The sequence below is a fragment of the Shewanella waksmanii genome (assembly GCF_043643685.1).
Taxonomy (GTDB): Bacteria; Pseudomonadota; Gammaproteobacteria; order Enterobacterales; family Shewanellaceae; genus Shewanella; species Shewanella waksmanii_A.
In genome coordinates, this window is record NZ_JBHZSN010000001.1 from 483,086 (window position 1) to 503,309 (window position 20,224).

6 protein-coding genes are annotated in these 20,224 nt (G+C 48.7%); all 6 read right to left on the bottom strand.

Annotated elements, in window-relative coordinates; all coding sequences use genetic code 11:
- Window positions 1–41 precede the first annotated feature (41 nt).
- Complete coding sequence (pfaD, locus tag ACHUFW_RS02140; protein WP_394200336.1) at window positions 42–1,670, bottom strand: eicosapentaenoate synthase subunit PfaD; 1,629 nt, start codon at window positions 1,668–1,670, stop codon at window positions 42–44.
- Between the two features lie 82 nt (window positions 1,671–1,752).
- A complete protein-coding gene (locus ACHUFW_RS02145; RefSeq protein ID WP_394200337.1) occupies window positions 1,753–7,521 on the bottom strand; it encodes a hotdog fold thioesterase in 5,769 nt (1,922 codons plus the stop codon).
- The gene (locus ACHUFW_RS02150) at window positions 7,512–9,704 is read right to left on the bottom strand and encodes a PfaB family protein (protein ID WP_394200338.1); all 2,193 of its coding nucleotides are present in this window, start codon (window positions 9,702–9,704) and stop codon (window positions 7,512–7,514) included. The genes ACHUFW_RS02145 and ACHUFW_RS02150 overlap by 10 nt, the downstream gene beginning before the upstream one ends.
- The gene (locus tag ACHUFW_RS02155; protein ID WP_394200339.1) at window positions 9,704–17,842 is read right to left on the bottom strand and encodes a phosphopantetheine-binding protein; all 8,139 of its coding nucleotides are present in this window, start codon (window positions 17,840–17,842) and stop codon (window positions 9,704–9,706) included. The genes ACHUFW_RS02150 and ACHUFW_RS02155 overlap by 1 nt, the downstream gene beginning before the upstream one ends.
- Window positions 17,842–18,708 (bottom strand): transcriptional regulator, encoded by an 867-nt coding sequence (locus ACHUFW_RS02160; RefSeq protein ID WP_394200340.1) that lies wholly within the window; start codon window positions 18,706–18,708, stop codon window positions 17,842–17,844. The genes ACHUFW_RS02155 and ACHUFW_RS02160 overlap by 1 nt, the downstream gene beginning before the upstream one ends.
- Before the next feature lie 378 nt (window positions 18,709–19,086).
- A complete protein-coding gene (locus ACHUFW_RS02165; RefSeq protein WP_394200341.1) occupies window positions 19,087–20,058 on the bottom strand; it encodes a GlxA family transcriptional regulator in 972 nt (323 codons plus the stop codon).
- Between the last annotated feature and the right edge of the window lie 166 nt (window positions 20,059–20,224).

Here is a 20,224-nt window from a genome sequence, read left to right on the forward strand (position 1 = left end):
TAAAAAAGCCGCGAATTTCGCGGCTTTTTTATCGTGGCGGATTATGCCATGCGCTCAGTGGGACGCCAGCGCAGAAGCTCGTTAGGCAGTTTGATACCTTGTGCCGTTAAGGTGTTAATGCGGTTGAGATAGGCTGCACCATACATTAAGTGTTTGGCCAAATCGACGGCGTTACGGTCTTGGTAGTTATCTAAATAACTGCCTTTAGCCCATTGGTTAAAGGCGCCAAGTGCTGGGCCTGCCCAGATTTGGTAGTCCATTTCACGACCGGCTTCACCCGAGTTAGACCAGCGACTTGATAAGCCAAGGTACCAGCGGAAAATCAGTGCCATTTTACGCTTTGGATTGCCTTCTGCACGCTCAATCTGTTTTGGATCGCGCTCGTTGAAGTGGGCAACCGTGCCAGCCCAAATTTCATCTAAGCTTGAACGGAATACCTGCTTCTCAAGCTTTTCACGCTCATCGGCAGGAATGGCTTCAATTGAGTCATAACGGGTATAAATGTCATAGAGCTTATTGGCGCGCATTGGAAATAGGGTGCCGCGTTTAACCACTTGCAGTTTCACGCCCATCTCAAACATATCGGCAGCTGGCGCCATGGTCACATCTGCCATTTCCGTCGTGGCCAATAGTTTGCGTGTGTGCTCACTGGCACCAGCTTCAACGCAAGCTTGGTTGATTGAGCCCGTTACGATGTAAGCTGCGCCCATGTTAAAGGTTGCAAGCGCCGCATCTGGTGTGCCAACACCGCCACCACAGCCAACACGAATGGGAGTCGCATATTGGTATTTCGCTTGGATGGCGTCTTTTAGTGCAAGAATGGTCGGCAATAAGGTCACCAGTGGACGATTATCGGTATGACCACCTGAATCCGCTTCAGCAGTGACATCATCAGCCATCGGCACCAGTTGCGCCAATTCCATCTGCTCTGGGGTAATCGCACCTTCATCTACCAGCTTTTGTAGCATTTTCGCTGGTGCTGGCATCATGAACTTTTCAGCCACCTCGGTACGACTAACTTTAGCGATAACTTTGTTGCCAATAACAACATTACCCTGTTCATCTCGGCTTAGGCCAGCAGCACGGTAGTATACAATTTGTGGTGTGAGACCTAAGAACGCTGAGGCTTCAACGGTGCGTACCTTGTGCTTTAGAAATAGTTCTACACTGCCACGCTCAAGTGCGGGTTCACTTGGGCTGTGAATGAGGTTAAACATATATGGGCCATTTGGCAGTGCCGCTTGAATGCGGTTAATGGCGGCTTCTACACGCGATGGAATTAAACCCGCGGCACCAAATGAGCACAATATACCTGCTTTACCCAGGGCGATAACTAGCTCTTCAGAGGAGATTCCGTTGGCCATCGCACCAGCGTAGTAGGCATATTTTACGCCGTGTACTCGACGAAAGTTGCTATCGCCTAAGCTTTCTGTGCCTAACGCTGGGGCAAAAGCGCTGACCGGATGTGCTTGGCTATCAACTTTGCCACTAGCTGCAACTTGAGCATCATGAGCAATGCCGATGCCTTTTTCAGCATGGTTTATCACATAACAGCTACGGCTAAAATCTTTAAGCTGCTGTCCCATTGCCTGGGTGTCAAACTGGATGTTGCTTTCAGTGACTGACCATGGCCAAGGAGAGAGCTGTTCATTGGTTGTCGTCGAATTCATAATATTCAAAACCTTTTCATTTTTATCGTTCTAGCGCGAATTTTTTATGCAGCCAAAAGTGACCTTTTGGCTGCCAATGGGGTTAGACAGACTCTTCAATGCAGATAGCAATATCCGTCACTTCATAAATACGTAAGCCATCTTTACTTAAACTTGCGTTACCTGTGATGACTTTCTTACCGTCAACATCTTTTACTGAGGTAATGCTGACATCCATCGACATTTGCTTGTTAAGTGGATTAATTTGGCCACGGTATTTCCATTTAATATTGGAGAGGATTTGACCAAATTTAGGGTTGGTAAATCCAGCACCAAGGTCCTGATTAATCGCATAAGTCTGCATGGTTTCAATAATGGCTTCAACACCCAATGAACCTGGCATAACCGGATCTTGATGGAAGTGGAACTGGAAGAACCAATCACTTGGGTCAATGGTGCGCTCAGCGTAAAGGTAGCCTAGGCCCTCTGTGCCGCCTTTTTCAACAATTTCAACGCTATCGATGAAGTTAAGTTGACCACCAGCAAGACGATAGTGTGGCTGGTTAGCAGGCGCTGTAAAGTAACGGCTATGTTTGTCTAGCAGATTAACTTTGTGGTCGGCGCTCACCGCATTTTTCACATGCCACGGTTGAGTCACTTTGCCGTTGTCCAGTCCGAGCTGATCTTTTAGTGCTTCGGCTTTGAAATAACCAAACACTGCAGTACCGCGGTAGAAAGGTTCGCCATCTGTACTCAATTCAAAACTAAAGCTTTGAATGATATTGGTGCCCGCCATCACAGTCGACAGCAGACGCGAGTCGTTGACAATGGTTTTACCGCGCAGATCTACATCACGTAGTAGTTCGCCACTACCGTCGAGGTTACGGAAAAACAGCTCAAGGCCTGGGAACCCTAGGGTTGTACCCATGTAGCCAGAGATAAAGCCATTTGGTTGCAATGAAATTTCCATCAGTACCGAATAAGGCATCACAGCATGGTGGCTATTCTTGTCGAAATACCATGCATCTGTTGGCACTTCATATTCGGCAATACAAGAAGACGGGTTTTTGAAATCGCCACGTTCGCCATTAACCTCAATCACTCGAGTGGTGAGCTGTAAGTCACCACAAGGTGTACGCGGTGGGATCATGCCGCGGTAGATAGAAAACTCCGGACCAAAACAGTTTTCGATATTGCCAGTAGCAAACTCAAACATATGGTAAGGCGTAAACGGTACAGTATCTGGCACTCGGTTTGGATAGTCCGGTGTGATAGGGGCTTCCACATGCTTAATGGGGATCACGCCTTTGTTAGGCGTTTTGCTTAAATCAGGGATTTGAGCCATCAGTGGCGCGTTAACTGAAGCGCCTTGATATTGTTTTTGAGCTGTTTCAGTTGGTGCTTTTTGCTCACTGTTTTGCAGAAGTGGGTATAGCGTACACTCATCTTCCTCTTTGATCATTACCCCTAAGTTTTGGAAATCCACGACAGCTTTGCCATCAAGTAAAATATCGATGTTAGCTTTGGCATATGGACGTGGGCTAAAGCCAATTTCTGTGACTTCCATACGGTAAGTTAGCTGGGCTGACTGTGGGATAACCTGACCGCGGCAACGCACTTTTTGCGAGGCGTTTTCTAGCGGCTGGAAACGACCATTTTTAGTATGGGTGTGCATACCTAAATGCAGCATGTAGAACTGCAGTAGTTGGCCACAGCCTTCGGCCATCAATGAGCCGGCCATGACTTGGTCACCTTTAAAGTGGCATGGGAAGTACCAATGATCGGGCTCAAGTTGCTTATGGCCTTCAATCAGACCAAGTCCCCATGCGCCGCCTTGGCGATCAACTTTGCTCACCTGTTCAATCATTAAGAACTTTTCTGAGGCAAAGCATAGTGAGGGTTGTGCCGCTCCCGCATGGCTTGGACCAAAGCAGCCTTCGATGTTAGCTGAAAGTAGCTGGTGGATTTCCGGGTAGCTAAACTGGGTTTTAGGGCAGTCGAGTAGTGGCTTGAACACCCGTTTTGTCGCCATTTCACGCGCCTTGATCTCATCTTCGGTGCGGATAACCCCTTTGCCATCGGCAAGCTCTTCGTCGGTGAAGAAGCCTGCGCAACCGCCATCCATTTTCAGGATCATCTTATCGCCCACAAAACACTCGTAAGAGAAGAAGAACAATAAGGTATCGCCGTTACGGGCATAGTTATTGATCTTAATATCGTAACGTAGGGTATCGCCGCCACGAGGCAGATCGCCCAAGAAGGTAAGGGTACAATCAAGTAGGCGATAGACGCGCTCACCCTTGTTTTCAAAATCAACACCTAAGTAGCTGATCAGCATTAAGTCGCACTGACCAGATTCCACCGCCACGGCCCAAGGGATCTGACCATCAACCAAGTAAGGTGCATCCACTGGAATGTCATATTCAGTGGTCATCGAACATGGCTTAAACTCGTTCATCGTCGCATCAAGTTTAGTCACGCGAGATACTAGCAAGTAATCTGTGGTGGGTAGACGTACGCGACGAGAGTAACCGTCGATAATGGCGTAGTCTTGGCCAAATACGTTGGCGATATCACCTTCTGCATATTCAACGAGGTCATCATAATTCCAGATGCAAGGTTTCAATGCTGGAACTGGCGCCGTGTAGGGCGGCACGTTGGCATGATCCGGTTTAACTTCTGCCAAGGTTGATGTTGGTAGCGCGGCAACGCTCGCGGCTGGCGCAGGCGTTGAATTCAAAGCTTGGCTGCCAGTGGCTTGGGCAAGTTGCTGCTTTAGCAGTGCATCAGCGACTTTCATACCTGAGGCGCGGCTTTGTAGGAAAGCTTGGTGTGCCTGTTGAGTCAGCTGTTGGTTTTGTTGAAACGCGTTGAGATCACCCTGACTGACATTAATTGTCGTCGGGTTTGTTTTAAGAGTATCTGTTGTCATTGGCGTAGGAGTACCTAATAGCGGGTTGGGTTGCAATGTGGCCGAGGCTTGGTTTCGAGTTTGCGGTTGACGAGCGACGAAACGTAGCGGCGGCTTGCTAACGCTAGAATGTTGAGATTGAGCCAGTTTTTGTTGAATTGTTGGCAACTGCTCAAGGGGCGTGTCGACGATATGCTGATAAATATCACGGCCGCCTAAGTGGACTTGTTTAATCAGTTGGTGTTTGGCGTCCGATTGCAATTCTTGGCTTAGTCGTTGGCTCAATGCTTGTTGTTGCGCCTGGTTTTGGCTAAGCAATAATTGCGACAGCTGATTTTCGCTGATATTGGTGACCAGCGCATGTTGCTGATCTTGAGCCGTGACGGTCTGTTTAGACAAGTTGAGTAAACCATGTAATAAACTCGCCATACCGGCCGCTGCGAAACAGTGACCGATACGCTGTTCAGCACAGGTTTGTTGGGCGCGACTTAAGCCAATTGGACTATAGGCCAAGCTGCCCGGGGCGATGCTGGTTTCAGCCACTTTAATTTGGTTGCTATGGGTGTGAGTCATTGATAGCAAGTCATCACTTATCTGGTTTGCATCATTGACGTGACCAAAGCTGAGTCCGTTAAGTGTTGCGTAACCGGTTTGCCGCTCGGCCAATGCACTGCCTTGTTTGACTAACACCATCGCACCGGCACCTTCACCCACATTCCAGCTACCTGGCTGTGGTGAACTTGGATCAGCAGCAACAGGGGCGATATGGTTTTTCAATATCACTTGCTCAAAGCTGGCAGATAGGTCTACCGCAGCAATGACTACCGCATCGATATTGTCTTCTGACATCAAGTTTTGTGCGACATCGACACAGCGGCTTACCGACTGCTCAGCAGCAGAAATGGTAAAGGCTGGGCCATTGAAATCCCACAGTGATGCAATGCGTGACGCCATGATATTGCCAATAAAACTGGTGTACTGATTAAGCTTGGCTGCATCCAGTACACTGTCCATGGCGATGGCTTCAAGTGCTTGGTATTCACTGTCAGATAAACTCACGCCCATGGCCGCTAAACTTTGTGCCAGCTGGGTATGTAGATTGACTCGACCACGGAATTGATGCAGTTCCAGTTCTGTTTCCATAGCGACCAAGACGGCCACGGTTTGTCCCGGTTGCAATTTTGCATCGCGAATGGCTTCGTCGGTGACCCGCATTAGCATTAATTGCTGTGAAATCAGGCGATCATCTTCATTCGGTGGCAGTTTAAAGCGCAGGAAGTCCAGCTCAAATTTTTCTACATAGGCGCCTTTAGGGGCATCTGCTAAGCCAAACTGGTTGAGCAGTTCTCTGTGTTGTTCTAGCCCTTTCCAACGTTGTTTTGGAAGCGAGATAAAGCCGTTTGTTTGCTTACTGATAGCACTATCAAGCTGGTCGATGCTACTAAGAGGCCCGAAGTGACCAGCCAGGCCGGTGACTTTCATCGCGGCGGGAGTGGTTGGTTTTGGGGTCGCGACTAAGGTTTCATCGGCACAATACGACTCTAACAGCAGGTGCGCATTGCAGCCGCCAAAGCCAAACACTGACACCCCAGCATGACGCGCTTGGTTATCAACCTTAACTGGCCAAGGTGTCACCTGATTCGGCAGGGTGCGGCTGCCAAATAATCCATTGGGTGAACTGATGGCATCGCTGATGTTAATGCTTGGGGGCAGGGCGCCTTCGCGCATGGCGAAAATCATTTTCATGATCCCTGGCATTCCCGCCGCAGTCAGCAAGTGACCAAGATTAGATTTAGCTGAGCCAATCATTGGTGCTGGGTTGCCTTCAAGCTTGTCGGCAAAGAACTGCTCCATTGAAGTTAATTCAATCTTGTCACCCAGCGGTGTTCCGGTGGCATGACATTCGATCACTTCAATGTCCTTAGGCGCAATATCGCTTGCTGCATAGGCGCGTTCGAAGGCCCGCACTTGGCCTTTAGGGTTTGGGCTAAGAACGAACTGGCCTTTACCGTCATTAGATAAGCCAACACCGTTGACGACGGCATAAATCTTATCGCCATCACGTTGGGCATCATCGAGGCGTTTTAGCACTAATACCCCTGCGCCTTCACCTGCAAATAAGCCTTTACTGTCTGCATCAAACGGAACTGAAACACCGTGATCCGGGTAAGCATGGAATATTGAAAAGCCCATGTTGATGAAGAAGGGATCTGCACCTGAAACCGCCCCGGCCAACATGACGTCGGCTTTACCTGTGGTGAGATAATCACAAGCCAGCTTAAGCGAATACACCGAGCTTGCACAGGCAGCATCTAGGCTAAGCTGCGCGCCGCCTAAACCCAGAGCATCAGCCACAACCTTGGAGGTATTATGGGCAATAGCGCCATTGGCGACATCAACCGCTTGACCTTGCTTTGCGCGTGCTGAGTTGGCATTGGTTGGGTTTAATTGGAATGCACTATTACCTAGCTTATCTTGTAACGCTTTTTCGACAGCACTGTGGTAAATAGGCAGAAACAGATCGTTAGAGCGTGCGGTTGGGAAGCTTAACGCACCCATTATTACGCCAGTGCGCTGCAGTGTTTGGCTATCATCGAGCGTCACACCCGCGTCTTCCAGCGCTTTACGGCTGGTGTCGAGTGCCCAAAGAAAACTATCATCTAGTCCATTGAGGGTATCGCTACTTAGCTGATAGCCGTCGGCATTAAAGCTAAAGTTTTCAATGTAACCGCCTTTATCGCAATAAAAACGGTCCGATTGGCCCTGAACACCTTGGTAATCTTGACTGTTAGCGCCTAACTTCTCATCAGTGAGCGTTGAGCGTGAATCACGCTTATCTAGTAGGTTTTGCCAAAACTGTTGTGGTGTTTTGGCATCCGGATAGAGCGTGGCTAGGCCAACAATGGCGATTTTGTTTTGTTTGGTTTTACGTTGGTCTGAAGACTTGTCTACTAACGACATGAGACTTCCCCTATCGGTAAAGTAATGTCATTGGCTCTATCATTGCTGGCGAGCAGCTGCTCACGACATAGGGCAATTTCACGGGCTAGGCCGTTTAATAAAGGCTGTAATGACATCGGCACTTGGTGACTGATTAACTGTCCCAAGGCTTTAAGTAAATGAGTTGCGTCACTGCCACCTTTGGCATTTAACGGAACTGTGCAACAGTGACTGGCATCCGCGCCATCTTGCTTGACGATTTTGTCAATTAAGGTGCAGTTTTGTCTGTCTGCACCAATTTCAACAAATAGCTGCGCACCTTGACGTTGGGCACTATGAATCAGCGCGGTAAAGTCTAAGGGTTGGCAGAAAGTATCGGCGATAGATTTGGCTACCACACTACTGGATAGTGACTGATGTTGATTAACAGCTTGATCATCAGCATTGTTTAAACATGCAGCACTGATGAATTTGACTCGGTTATCAATATCATCACACAGTGGCTGATCGTAGAAGTTGATGACATTAGCATGCTCAGTCAGAGCGGGTGTCGTGTGCATTGCCGTGACTCGGTTGGCGGCAATGCCCCGTTTACCTAATTCGCTTAGCAATGCTTTACATTGCTGCTGACAGCCTGCAATCACACAGGTATCCCCTTGCACAATGGCGAGATAAGCACGCGGATAGTTGGGTAGTAGCGCAGCAATATCTGCTTTGTTACTGCGCACAACGAAACTATTCCAGTCGATGCTGTCATGCTCATCCAGTTGCCAAGCTGCTCTTACCGCCGTTAACGGCCCCGAAATTGCTGAGGTGAATAGCGGATCGGTTTGTGTTTTAGCAATCAATGCATGGGGGTTTTGCCAAACACCTAAACTTGCCCACATAGACGCTTCACCCATCGAGTAGCCTAAGGCAAAGTCTGGGGTAATATTAAACGTCTGCGTTAACAGTTGGGTCAGCATATAACTACTGCCCACCCCAGAAATGGCGAGATCGCCAAGTGACATCTTGGCAGCGACGTTGGAATCGAGGTGATAAATTGACTCGGCTTGTAACATCGCTTTGAGGTTACCAGCTCGCTCAAGTTCAGCGTATAAGGCTGGAAAGTATTGATGCAGCTCACTGAACATGTCCGCATAAACTGTTCCCACCCCAGGGTAGACAAAAGCAAGTGCTTGATGCTGGGTATCGCCTAAGGCCTCCTTTGCAAAATAGCTGCCTGCTGGCGTGCGATAAGGCGCGCTAGCGTCATCGGTAAATTGCCCCTCAAGCGCGGCCATCAATGCATCAATTTCAGCTTGTAGTGCCGTGACCGATGTGGCTTGCAATACCGCGCGATATTTGGCTGTGGCTTCACTGACTGCAAGTAAATTAGCCTGCATGGCTTCAAGCAGTGTTAATGGCTCGCCAATAACTTGCTGCTTGAGCTGCTGTAAACTGCTGCTTAACTCAGTGTGACTATTACCTTGGACCACAAATAACAGTTGTTCGAGGCCCAGTAACGATTTTGCCGGTAACTGACCACTGGCTTGAGACAGCACATAACTGACGGCATGATTTTGCTTATCGGTAAAGCTTATTGTGGCAACACGAGCTTGATGGTGCTCGGTAAACCAGTAATGGCTTTTCGCTTGCTTTGGACTCAGCGATACCCCTTGGTTACTGGGCTCACGCTGCCAAGTCCGTGACGCAATCGCCTCAATCAAACCGTAGACTTCAGCAAATTGAGCTTGGCTGTTTAGGTCATGGAAATCTTGGCTGCGGCTAACATCAGTCGCGCTGCGTTTTGCTTGTTGTAGCGCGGCATTTTGTGCTTGCTCAAGTCCTTGGGCACTTTGTTGCATCGCTGCAAGTTGTGCGTGGGGGTGAATGCGCAGTTGCGCCGCTTTTAGCGCAGGCATCATCAGTAATGATAATGGCTTGCTCGTCTGCGGACATTGGGCGGTTAAGATCACTATCTGATCTTGATTAATCGCCTCAATTGTCGCGGTTAAGTTAGCTTCAAAATCATCCACATTGATGCGAACGATGGTATGTTCAATAGTCTGCTTAAAAACTGCGCTGCGATGCAGGTCCGGTAATACCTGCTCTAGCAACGCATCTGACGGCGAAGCGTTAGGCAGTGCCAATAAGGCGATGCGCAAAGGCATCACCTTATTGGTTGTCGAGTTAACGCTAGAATCATAATGAGAGCTAGCCATTAGCGCGTCGCCTCACTCGCTGGTTGATGGGCAATAAACGCATCATTTAAGCCCTTACTGATGGTGACTTTCGCCGCCGTCATTTTAGCGCTCAGTTCACCGTTGGCGTGATACAAGGCGACATCGGCTACCAACGCGCGATGGCTGTGCTTAACGACACTCATTTCAATCACGGCATCATCACCAAAGTTAAGCGGCGTAAACAGATCAAATTGTTCAATACTGCCAGGTAAACTCGCAGCCCCATATTGCATTCGGGCCCATACCAACATGGCTTGTAACATCAAGTCTTCAGCAAACACTTGATTACCACCTTGGTACTGGCGTGGCGCAAATTCACCACAATCACTGAGACTGACATCGGTGATACGGCAATTTGCCGATAACCCTTGCTCGTCAAAGCGGGTGATTGCACTAATGCCTTGTAAACGCGGTCCATGGAACAAGGTGCCGTCCTGGTACAAGCTCGCCCCTGGAGCGATGACTCCAGTGTATTTGCTGAGTTTGCTTACCAATGGTAGCGGCTGCTTATCAGCAACTAAGTTAGCTTTATACTGGGGTCGATCATTAGCACTGATTAAAGCCTGTAGTGATTGACCATCATCACCGGGCGTCAACGCCAAGGTCAATTGCTGTGGTGCAGCGCTATCAAATACGATGCCCTTGAGCAGCTTATAGTCGCGGACAGAAACGCGTGAACCTAGCATCTCGCTAGCGGCTTCACGCATCCACTGAATCGCGCACACGGTAGGCAATACTGGGTTGCCACCTATGCAATGGTCATTAATAAATGCCAATGCTTTAAGGTCAAGTGTGCGCGTGACCGACGTAGCCGCAAGCGGGCGCGATGCGTTTAGCACCTCACCCGCATTAAGCTTTTTTACAGCAGTCTCTCCAGCTTCATTGCTGCTGTTACCTTGCATTGAGGTACCGATAAGCAGTTGCACACCTGTTTCGTTAAGTAGCTGGTTAGCGAACAGTTCAGCACCAGCTTTTAGCGGAATGACATACACGCCGCGTTCGGTAAACATCTTCTTCAATGCTGGATTAACCATGCCGCCGTCCCAAGGACCCCAGTTAAAGCTCATCACTTTAGCTGGGTAACGAGCACTAAATTGCAGCGCCGCTTTGTTGAGAATGTCATTGGACATGGCATAGTCACTTTGACCTGTATTGCCATAGAAACCCGCCGCTGAACTAAACATCGCTAGCAACTTGAGGTTACTCGGCTCTATCGCAGCCAGTAACGCTTTTAAACCATTGACTTTTGTGCCATAAACGCGAGCAAGCTCGGCAGAGGTTTTATCTTGAATATGTTTGTCTGCCAGTACCCCAGCACCGTGAATGATACCGGTAATATCACTGGCCTGGCTGACGCCTTTTAGTGCCGCAAGGGCTTGGCTGATAGCTTGGCTGTTAGTGACATCCATGCTGACATATTCTGCGCTCGCACCGACCTTTTCAAACTCAGTCAAAGCATGGCTAATTTCTAGACTACTTTGTACCGGCCACACTAGCGCATCGACTTGCTTAGGTGTCGGCTTTTCGCCGCTAGCAATGATATGGGCAATGGCAGCAGGTTTTAGCTCGCTGGCTGTTTTGCCTGCGGCCCACTGTGGAATGGCTTGGTGTTCACTGCGACCTGCCAAGATGAAGTGTGATTGACTGCGCGTAGCAAGCGCCAGTGCACATTCAAAGGTTACGCCTTTTGCGCCCCCGGTCACCAGTATTTTATCTGCGCTATCTAGCTGAGCTGCTGCGGTTTTATTGACCGCTGTATCAGCCACTAAGGTATGACGCAGTAGCTGCTCACCTTGAGCGGCAATCGCTACTTCTGCCACGCCTTTTTGGTCAAATAGTTCGGCAACAATAGCATCTGCAATTTGCACTGCTTCAAGCTTAGGCGCAATATCCAACGCGCGACAAAATACCGTAGGCCATTCATGGCTAAGGGTTTTGGTTAACCCTGAAAGTGCCGCTTGGTTTAGCTCTGCATTTGCTAGCAGATCAGCATTTAGGTAGCCGAACCCGCCATCAATGCGACTGACGGTGATAAAGCTGCGGCGTGCGCCACTGTCTTTACAAAGGGCAGGTTGTAGTAACTTAGCCCAAAGGAAAGCTTGATTGACCTGCTCAAAGCTTGCGTCGTTTAAGTTGATTGCCTGTGACTCATCTGAGCTAAACTCCGGCTGCAGGTGAATGAAACCTGCTATATTGCCCAGTTGTTGCTCGATTTGGCCTATGACAATTTTAATCCCTTCTTCGTCACTGGTTTTGGCTTGAAAACTTGCCACATCACTGCTTAGTGGTGATTGCGGTTGACCTTCAGGTAAGCGAACCACAGCGACTTGCAGTCCCTGTTTAACTAGCTTCTCAGCTAAAACACCGGCGTTGTGACCATCATCGGTGATCACAACACTGCTGTTAGCGGCGAAGCAACCTGTTACTTTGCTCGCCGCATCAAGCTTTTTTAGCGCTACCTCATCATGGGGTGGCAACTCAACACTCGGTTGATTTGGTGCTGCAGCTGGCTTTGCAACAGCAGTTGGCGCGCTGCCTAGTTTGCTGTTCATGTAATCAACAATTTCACCTAGAGTACGACACTCGGCAAGATCTTCTGGGTTGAGTGCAGGTAGTCCTGGCAGCTCGTCTTGCACTGTCCCTAGGATTTCAACACGCTTAATTGAATCGATACCTAAATCGGCTTCCATATCCATGCTCAGTTCAAGCATCTCGGTTGGATAACCGGTTTTATCAGCAACCACACTCATCATGGTGGACTGTACTTTAGCTGCATCTATGTCAGCAGAGGCTACTGCGGCCGTCGCGTCAGGCGCTGCTGCAACAGGGGCTGTTGCCGGTAGTTTGCTGTTCATGTAAGCAACGATTTCGCCTAGGGTGCGACATTCGGCGAGATCTTCTGGATTTAGCTCAGGAAGGCCAGGTAGCTCATCTTGCACTGTACCTAAGATTTCAACTCGTTTAATTGAGTCAATACCTAGATCTGCTTCCATGTCCATGCTCAGTTCAAGCATTTCAGTTGGATAACCGGTCTTGTCAGCGACCACACTCATCATGGTAGCTTGTACTTGAGTAGCGTCTAGTCCGCCAGTTGCTGCGGGTGCAGCACTTTGTTGCGCAGGAGCCACTGCTGCGACGTTGCCGCCAGCAGGTAACTTGCTGTTCATGTAAGCAACGATTTCGCCCAATGTGCGGCACTCAGCAAGATCTTCTGGGTTTAGTTCTGGTAAGCCTGGAAGTTCATCTTGTACTGTTCCGAGAATTTCAACACGTTTGATTGAATCGATGCCTAAATCGGCCTCCATGTCCATGCTCAGTTCAAGCATTTCAGTTGGATAACCGGTTTTGTCAGCGACCACACTCATCATGGTAGCTTGCACTTGAGTCGCATCTAACCCGCCAGTTGCTGCGGGTGCAGCGCTTTGTGGTGCAGGAGCTACAGCCGCGACGCTGCCGCCAGCAGGTAGCTTGCTGTTCATGTAAGCAACGATTTCACCTAGGGTGCGACACTCGGCAAGATCTTCTGGATTTAGCTCAGGTAGGCCTGGAAGTTCATCTTGCACTGTACCCAGAATTTCAACACGCTTGATCGAGTCGATACCTAAATCGGCTTCCATGTCCATTTCAAGCTCAAGCATTTCGGTTGGGTAACCGGTCTTGTCGGCGACCACACTCATCATGGTGGCTTGCACTTGAGTCGCATCTAACCCGCCAGTTGCTGCGGGCGCAGCACTTTGTGGCGCAGGAGCCACAGCAGCCACGTTGCCGCCAGCAGGCAGTTTGCTGTTCATGTAAGCAACGATTTCGCCCAATGTACGGCACTCAGCTAAATCTTCTGGGCTAAGCTCCGGCAGACCGGGTAACTCATCTTGTACCGTCCCTAAGATCTCAACACGCTTGATAGAATCGATACCTAAATCGGCTTCCATATCCATCTCAAGCTCAAGCATTTCGGTTGGGTAACCCGTCTTGTCAGCGACCACACTCATCATGGTAGCTTGTACTTGTGACGCATCTAACCCGCCAGTTGCAGGTGCACTTACTTGTGCAGCAGAAGCTACCGCTGCAACACTATCAGCTGGCAGTTTGCTGTTCATGTAAGTGACGATTTCGCCTAGGGTACGACACTCGGCTAAATCTTCTGGGCTCAGTTCTGGCAAGCTAGGTAGCTCATCTTGTACCGTACCTAAGATCTCAACGCGCTTGATAGAATCGATACCTAAATCGGCTTCCATATCCATTTCAAGTTCAAGCATTTCCGTTGGGTAACCGGTTTTTTCTGCGACAACTGCCATCATGGTAGCTTGAACTTGATCGGCATTTAAGCTCGCTGTTGCAGGAGCCGCGGGTGCCGACATTGCTTGCGCAACAGGAGCTACAGGTGCAACAGGAGTCACTTGAGGCTCTGCGACGGTTTTAGCTGCCATCGGCGCTGGTGTGGCTGTTGGTACCGGTGCGGCAGGGGCTTGAGTTTGCGCTGCTGGTGCTTGAACTGCTGAAGCAGTTACAGGAGCCGCCGATACTGGCGCTGTTGTTACAGGCACAGTGCTAGCTACTTGTGGTGCAGGGGCTGCATTGATCACTGGCGCTGTAATGGCTGGGGCTGTAACAGCATGTACTGCCTGAACGCCAGACAGCGCAGCCAGTGCTGCATTGTTGCTGTTAGCTTGCATCTCAAGGAACTGGGTGTGGCTCTGCACAGTTTGCGCTTGCAACTGATGGAATTGCTCCATAGAGCGCTGTAGGCTTTCTGGTAATGCAACGCCATTGTTAGCCAGTTTAGTCTGCTCGGCCATCAATGTGGTGAAGGTATCACCATATTGCTGCGGGATCTGTAGGAAGTCTTGGTGCAGCTGCGCAGCTTGTTGTTGTGCTGCAAAGAATTGCGATAGCGCATCGGTTGATACACCAACGTTTGGTTTTTTATCTTGAGACACAGATACGGCACTCTCATTGATGGGATGATTAACAGACTGAGCAGCATCTTGATGCGGTGCAGCCACTTCGATAACTTTTTCCACAACCGTTGGTACTTCAACGATTTTTTCTACTTCAACAACTTTCTCTACCACTTTTTCTACGATCTTTTCTTCAACAACAATCGTGCTAGAAATTTGGCCTTGGTTTAGCGAGTCTTGCATCTTCTTGCGTGTGGCAGGACTAATGTAGTTCACCGCATTTAGGGTGATATTCATTGGTGATGCTTTGGCTGGCGCGGCAATATCGGCCTGATATGGATCGATACTGTCTAGGCTTACCCCTGCAACAGCAAGTTGCAATGCAGCTTGCTTAAGTTGAACGTCGCTATCCGCTTTCGGGTTGGTGTTAACCGCAATGGCACAAATTTCTTCGCCTTTGTTGGCTAAGGTGCCTTGTACCAATTTTTGTAGAATGTTCTTAGGGCCAAATTCAACAAATACACGGGCACCAGCGTCATACATTGCTGCTAACTGGTCGGTAAAGCGGACCGATTGCAACATGTGTTTCTTGAACGCTGTTTTAATTTTTGCACCACTATTTTCATAGGCTTTACCCGTGGCATTTGAATAAAGAGTGCGGCTTGGCTTAGTGAACTTAGCAGCGTCGATGGCTTTGGCAAATGGCGCTTGGGCATGACCGACTAACTCGGTATGGAACGCACCAGATACTGGCAGATTAATGGCTTTATAACCTAGTTCTGCTAACGCTTTCGCCGCTTCTGCGGTTGAGGCGGTAGGACCTGCGATAACAGATTGTGTTGGCGCGTTGTAGTTGGCAACTTTCACACCATCGAATTTTGCAATCGTTGCTTCTAGGGTCGCAAGGTCATCATCGGTTTTGGTGATGATGGCGTACATGGCGCCGCTATCAGCTTTAGATTCGCCAGCTTTAGGTTCAGCTTTTGTTGCCATGGCGTCACCACGGGCAAAGGCTAACTTGTAGTAATCTTGCTCGCTAATGACACCAGCGGCACATAAAGCGCTCAGTTCACCAAAGCTGTGACCAGCGACCATATCGGCATTAAAGCCAGCTGCACTGAATAGCGCATATTGCCCCATAGACATAGCACCAATTGCGCTTTGGGCATTGGCGGTATTGGTCAGTACACTTTCTTGGGCTTTAACATCTTGTTTGTTAAATACCGGCTTTGGATAAACGATTTGCGAAAGCGGAGTTTTATCATTGCTGGCAAATACTTTGTCGGCGCTGACCCATTGCTGACGCATTTCTGGGTAGTAACAAGCTAGCTCGCGTCCCATATTTAGGTATTGCGAACCTTGACCTGCAAATAGGGCTGCGACTTTGACTTGGTCGTTGACTAGGGCACTATCACGATAGCTGGTGCCGCTTGGTAACTGCCAACTTGTCTCTTCGCTGCTTTGTAGCTTACTAATTGCTTGGGTTAGCTGATTTTGCAGGCTAGCAGCATCTTCAGCAACAATACCGATACGTGCTGCGGTTGCCTCTATTGCCTTGACGGCATAATTAGCGGCACTGTCTTTGATAATGAAATCAGCTTGCGCTGCTTGTTGGTTTAACTTAGTCAGTTCTGTGATTAGCTCAGCTTTGCTACCAGCACTGATTAGGAAGCTTTGAGCTACCTGACGCTGGCGATATTTTGCTTTATCTGCATCGTCACGGCTATGTTCAGCTTGATACTCTTCCAATACAAAGTGGAAGTTTGTGCCACCAAAACCAAATGAGCTAATGCCGGCACGACGTGGCGTACCATCAACACGCGGTAGCCAAGGGCGAGTTTCAGTGTTGAGATAAAATGGCGAATTCTCAATATCAAGTTTCGGGCTAGGCTGGCTGACATTAATGGTTGGTGGCAGCACTTTATGATGCAGCGCCAATGCCGCTTTAATTAATCCGGCGGTACCTGCGGTTGATTTAGTGTGGCCAATTTGCGATTTAACCGAGCCTAAAGCGATGTGTTGTTTATCATCACAGTCTTGTTCAAACACCGAGCAAAGACCGGCGAACTCAGCCGCATCACCGGCAGCGGTGCCTGTGCCGTGGGCTTCAATCAATCCAAGGGTATGCGGTGCAAATCCCGCATCTTCATAGGCCCGGTTAAGGGCTTTTGCTTGGCCAGATGGGCGCGGCGCGTAAATGGATTTAAACTTACCGTCCGATGATGAGCCGATACCTTTAATCACAGAATAGATTCTGTCGCCATCGCGCTCGGCATCTTCTAGACGCTTGAGGGCAATCATACCGATGCCTTCACCAATCATCATGCCTTTAGAGTCGACATCAAATGGTTGAATAGTGTCATTGGTTGTAAACGCTGGTGTTTTTGAGAAGCTCATGTACATAGAAGGTGAGTTATCGGTACACACACCACCCGTGATCATCATTTCAGAGCGACCTTCAACCAACTCGCTTAGCGCCATGCGCATTGCTGCTAATGAGCCTGCGCAAGCGGCATCGACCACGCAGTTCATGCCGCCAAAGTCAAAACGGTTAGCAATACGGCCCGCAATCACGTTACCCAGTGAACCTGGGAAAGAGTTCTCTTCCCAATGGATGTACTGATCTTGGAACTTTTTGATCAGCATTTCGCTGTCTTCGTCACTGATACCGCTGCTAGCAAACACTTTTTTTAGTACAGGATATTGCAGACGTGCTGTTAGGCTGTGGCTAATTTTCTGGCCGCCACCAACACCCAGTGTGATACCGATTTTATCTCGGTCATAATCTGCTGGCAGATTGGCATCTTCTAGGACTTCTTTGGCAACGATAAGCGATAACAGTTGCGATGAGTCAGTCAGCTCAAGGATATTTGGCGGTAAACCAAATTCCATTGGGTTGAAGTCGACATCGGGTAAAAAACCGCCGCGCTTACAGTAACTTTTATCAGGCATGCTTTTATCAGCATCATAGTACTCTTCTGGTTGCCAATGGCTTGCAGGCAACTCAGTGATCGCATCAATTTTTTCGCTAATAAGATCCCAAAATTTATTGAGATAGCGAGAGTTAGCAAAGATGCTGGCCATGCCGACAATTGCAATGGGCATATCTTTTAGGCGTTTGTTTAAACGAGAATCAGCTTGGCTATCTTGCACTGCGTCTACCGACTTAGGGGCAGACTTTTTTGCTGATGATTTTGAAGGTTTAGAGGTCTGGCTCATTATGAGTCTCCAGTGGATACCCGCTCATCGGGTGTCTTGTTGTTAGTGTCAGCGGGTTTCGGTTGGAGGCCCTGTGTTAACTGAGCTCCAGGAAAGCGCTGCAAAAAAGTGTGGTAGTTGCGAACCAGCAACTTCCTTAAATGAAAAGGCCCATGTCGAAGGACATAGGCGATATAACGTAGTGTGGCTTGGGTATTGCCATCTTGGTATATGTCTAAATAAATCCAATCACTGCTTGGGTCGATGCCCAATAGCACTGAGCTGGGGGATTGTTCCGTTAACTGTGGTGGAATCGTTAACGAGGCCACTTGCACGACGTTGTTGGTATCGTCTGTTGGCAGAGCCAAGGTCCTTGCCAATGTTTCTGGGTTAAGCGTATAGGTGGCAATATCACTGCCTTGGGCAATCGGGAGTTGATTGAAATAACGCTCCGGCACATGGGGTGGCTCAATGCCGGCAATACGCGATACCCCATAACGCTTCAGGCAACGTGCTAAACCTGAACGGGAAACATTGGGATTGATGAACTGTTGGGTCACTTGTAGCAGCCTGTCTAAAGGCAGCTTTAACTGAAATCGTAAGCCGACAACCACATACTCTTGCAGCGGTGTGAGTGTTGTATTGAGGTGATGGGGGGTAGTTGGACTGTCGTCAATCGAGTCGCGCTTGCGCCATTTGCGCACGGTGGCTTCGCTAATATTGAGTACTTTGGCTAATTGCGCCACAGGCAGATCCGATTGCTGGATAAACTGGCGCATCTCGGGTGTCGTTGTAGCATTGCGGTGCCGGGCATGACTGGCACTGTGCTTACACTCATCCGTTTTTGCTGACGGTGGTGCGTTGAGTTGACGAGCTTGTTCTTCCATCAGTTTAGCGGTAACCCGTTAATAATCTTCTGGGACAAATCCGTTAGCTAAGTCATTGGGCGCTGCAGAAACCCTATTAACTGGCGATTTTGTCTTGAATTGGTAGCTAGTGGTTGAGCAGACTACCTGAGGATGACAGGCAATACAATCTCCTGGGACTTATTTAATACTCTTTAGACCAGTTTTAGCGAACAAGTGTGCACTAAAGCAGGTTTTGCTTGTTAAATTTTTGCTGATATTGCTACTAACTAAGTCAGTGGCGTTAAGGGCTTAGCGCCTTTCTGGAGATTTTGCTAACAGGTTATGTCGGTGAAAATTAAACATTGTTAATTAATGTGTCTGTTAGCTGGAGTTGCGAGAGACCAGTTTGCTTTATAGTTAGCTAGTACCAGTAAATTGTTGACGCCATTGACTGGGGGAAAGAGCAAAGGCGGCCTTAAAGTGTTTGCGATAGACACTTTCTGAACCAAAGCCTGCGTGCTCTGCGACCCGAGCAATCGAGTAGTTACTACTCTCCAGTAGTTGCTGGGAAAAAATTAATCGTCGATTCAACAGCCAATAGCCAAACGTACAGCCATAGGCTGCTTTAAAATGGCGGGTGAAGGTTCGCCGGCTCATGGCACAACGTTTAGCGACACTCTCGAGATTATGGGGTTGGTTAAGTTGTTGCTCAATCTGCTCCATTACCTTGGCTAATGCACTGTTTGACGATGCGGCTTCGGCGATAGGAGTCGGTATATATTGTTGCTGCCCACCAGAGCGATAGGGCGCCGTGACCATAACTCTTGCAAGCTCTGCAGCAAGTTCGCTGCCGCATAGTTTACGCACGATATGTAAGCAACAATCGAGTGATGCGGCAATTCCAGCTGAAGTGATGATCTGCTGCTGGTCAATAAATAGTGGTTGGCTATCGATATTTATAGCAGGAAATTGTTGACTAAAACGTTGGCATAACGCCCAGTGTGTGGTGGCCGCTTTGCCATCTAACAGTCCTGTATGGGCAATAACAAATGCCCCTAAGCATAACCCCACTAATAGTGCTCCGCGCTGATGGGCTTTGATTAAGCTGTCAATCAAGTGTTGTGGCGGTGTGGGCAAAGCATTAGGCCAACTGGGAACAATAATGATATCGGCTTGATCAAGTGCTGTTAGGCTATCGTCGCTAATGTGTAGGCCAAAACCAGAAATGGAATGTAAATCCACACTGTCTATACTGCATAGGGACAGCTTAAATCTAGGTTTTTGTTCTACAAATGCATCTTGAAACACCATGCAGGGAACAGACAAGTGAAAAGCGCTGATGCCTTCAAAAGCAACAATGGCGACATGATAAACCTTAGATGAATGCATTTGGCCTGATTTGAGCGTTAGTTGTCCTTAGGGACAGTTTTGCATAATTTGTCTGCATTGCATACTAGGAGCCGTTGACCTTTTGAGCTGATTTTTACTTAGCATGCTAGGCGACAAATCATGTTTAACCGCGAAAAATCAATACGCCCAGCGTGTTTTTAACTAA